The following is a 3,422-nucleotide window of genomic DNA, read 5'->3' as shown; positions in this document are numbered from 1 at the left end:
CCTTCGGCGATGGATTGGGCCGCTGACGAATACTCGCTGGCAGAGGCCGATCTAAAGACACCAAAGGATCTCCCGGATTGGCTGCAGCCGCAGACCGGCGGAGCGGGCGGGTCCCTGGGCTTGCCGGCAGCGTCGACACCGGCGGCCGACCCGGGATGGTCGCCGTCGGGCGGGCAGAAGCCGGACTGGGAAAAGGAAGTGGAAGCGGCCGTCCGATACTTGACGGTCGCTGGAACCGCTGCCGAGGCGGCGTTTGGCGAGTGGGCGCGCGAGGTGTTCGAATTCGATCCCGCGAAGGTCGATCTCAGGTCGAACTACGCCTTCAACGAGTCGGTGTTGAACACCTACCGGGAAGAGTTGGGGAAGAAAGGCATCACCACCGCGACTGGATTGCGCGGATGGTTGGTCCGCCAAATGGCCGAGGAACTCGCCCTGGGCGGATCGTCGAGGTTCAGGGAGCTTCTTCCGTATCCGGATACGGATACGGATACGGATCCGGAGAATATGTCCGAGCAGCGACGAGATGCCCTGCACCGGATCTGGCTCGACAAGATCGCAAACGCCCGATCTGCGGATTTGGAAGTCGCGCCTGTAGCTCTCCATCTCCTAGCCAAGGGGTTGGACCAGCCGATGCGGATCCACCATCCGTTCGGCGACCCGTACGACGTCATCGGCCCGTCGTCCGATGACGGTGCCATCCCACACTCGGTCGTGTGGTGGAACGGTGGTTACATCATCCTTAAACCTCGTGACCCAAACGATGCCGACATCGCCGCCCGCATCGCCAGTGGCTACCAGCGGAATTCGATATCCGACCCCGAACAGCAGCGACGGGACAGACTTTTCAACGAGGCGCTCGGTCTACTGAAAACCGAAATCGCCACGGCGGAAGAGAATTTTACCAAGCGCCACCGGTCCCTCCTGAAATACGTATTTGACCGCGAGCTCGCGGCCATTGGCCAACGCCCCACCTCCCCTCGCCGTCAAGCCGAAGAACTTGCAGCACACCGTCGGTACCTCAACGCCCTCGGCAACGGCGGCGACTGGGAAGGTGACTACCGATGGAAACTCAATGACCCGTTCACCCTCCGTATCCCCGCCTACGTTCACGCCGGCAGCGACGCGTACTCAGGATTGCGCACCCGGTTGGGCGGCAAGGTCGTGGAACTCACTCGTGTTGACCACATGATCCTCTCGGGCGATATGGTCGATATCGACTTCGGGTCGGTCGACGGGGTGGGGGTCGGTATTGTCAAAATCCCGTACATGGCCAACGGCGCCAAAAAGTTTGCCTACCTAGAGATCGACCGCAAATTTACTGACAGCGAGCTGGCCGAACTGAGAGACAAGGCGCCCGGCCAGGCGTGGCAACTCGACGAGCCGCTGGTCGGCCTCTTCTATCACATCGCGGCGGGCTTAACGCCCAAGACGGGCCAATTGAGCCGCAGCTTCGGCAAGGGTTCCGAAGGCGAAAAACTCCAGAGAGCCCATATCCCAGTCGTCAAAGTGGCCGACGGAAGTCCGTTTGTCATCCCTGAGAACATGAAGGAGGTTATTCTCCGACTCGGGTATGGCCCGGATGGTCAACCCGTCGCGTTCGTGGTAATGCCGGCAGAGAAGGGCGGGGTCGGACAGGACCTGTATCTGCAACTGCTCAATCCTGCCCCCACCATCGACGACATCGAGTGGCTGCGCAAAGCGTCGCTGTGGGAACGCGAGAATTGGTGGAGCATTTCCCGGGTGAGATATTTCGATGACGAAATGGACTCGCAAAGGCGATTGCCCAATCCTCTGCGTCTTACTATCGGTAGAAAATCGGCAAAGACGTTAGATGGGCGGGAGGTGAATCTCGCCCCTGGGACGCCGATCACCTTGGGAGTAGGGGAGCGGCTCCGGCCGGTCGGAAAAGATGTCGTCAACGGCTTTGTCGATAGCGTCAAAGAGGTTGTCGTCGTGGTCAAGGCGCCGTTGGTCCCAAGACGGGACGCGCCGGCGTCCGAACCCGAATACGCCTTCCGGCTCTTCAGCACGGGCAAGACGGATTACGATGCTTTCATAAAGCAGCTCGAAGACCGGCAGATGAGGCTCGAAGACCGGCAGATGAGGCTCGGCGAGCGCAAAAGGGGAGCCGAGTCGGCAACTGGGCGGGCCGCGCAGCGTCCGCGCATCGAGGATGGGCCGGGCGCCCGGGGTGGGTCGTCTTCGGAGTGGGGAGCGGGTGAGCAGCCGCCTGCCGAGGAGGTGGTGGGCGGCGGTTGGCAGGTGTCGTATCGCAGTCCAAGGGATCTGACGCCAGCGCTTGACCTGGGGGCGGCGCCGCCGGGGATCACTGCACCGGTCGACTCCCCGGACCTGCCGGCAGGGTTGGATCTGCCAGCGCCGTTCGACCTGGGGTCGCCGCCGGAGAACCCCGCGCCGGTCGAGTCTCTGGTCGAACAGGATGATCCGGTAGGCGGCCGGGTCGAACAGCTGGACCCGCTGTCGGAGGTGGGCGGGCCGGCGGGAACTCGGCGGGCCCCGAAGCGTCCGCGCATCGGGGGTGGGTCGTCGTTGCCCGCAGGGGCGGGCGGGGCGGTCCCGGGTTCGAGCGAAACCATGATGGCCGGTGGTTTCGGCGGTGTCGCGCCGGACTTGCGGGAGGTGCCCGGCCAGACGTGGGAATTCGACCCCCCATCGTTCGCCGAGTCCTACCACATCACGGCGTCCCTGGACCCCATGCCGAATTCTGGGCAGTTGGACGTAGGGTTCGCCGGCCGTCCGGTCTTCATTTCACCGACCGTGGTGGTCGACGGAAGGTCGTTTGTCTTTCCTGCGGACATCGAGAGGGTTCGTGTCGAGCTCGGGTATGACATCTTTGGTCGACCCGCCGCAGTCGTGGAGCTACCGGCCGAAAATAGCCCTACCGGACGGGCGCTGTACCTGAAACTGGAGCCCGCCCCCACCGCAGGCGACATCGAGCAGCTGCGCGGGAAAAAGGCGCTGTGGAAACCGGATGATCAGTGGGATCTTTCCGACCCAGTAACGTTCGATGACACAATGCAGTCGAACAAACGGATACCCTACCTGCCCCGACCCCTGAACCTCAGGTTTGGTTCGGAGAACATGACGTTCGGTGGGGGGGAGGTGAATGTCACCGTTGGGACGGATGTCACCTTCCGGGTAGGGAAGTGGTCGCGGCGGGTCGGATCGGAATTCGTTACCGGCGTTTTCGTCGTGGTCAAGGCGCCGTTGGTCGAGGGAACCGGACACGCCTACCAGATCTTCGACACGGGCAAGACGATCAATGAGTTCAAGGCGTTCATCGAAGATCTCCGAGACCGGCAGGAGAAGCGCAATATGCGCATCCTGCGAGCCGAGTGGGCACCTGAGCCGACCGGGCAGCGTCCGGGCGCCGGGGATGAGTCGGGTTCCGAGGATGGGTC

General features: G+C 62.9%; 1 protein-coding gene. It reads left to right on the top strand.

From position 1 onward, the window contains the following. The coding region (locus tag ACY34I_RS40195) for a hypothetical protein (protein ID WP_462760767.1) at nucleotides 1–3,422 on the top strand (3,422 nt) is incomplete at both ends.

The organism is Micromonospora sp. RTBAU3-60, from assembly GCF_054963695.1.
The sequence above is the reverse complement of the archived record's forward strand: the minus strand, read 5'-3'. Positions and strand labels throughout refer to the sequence as shown.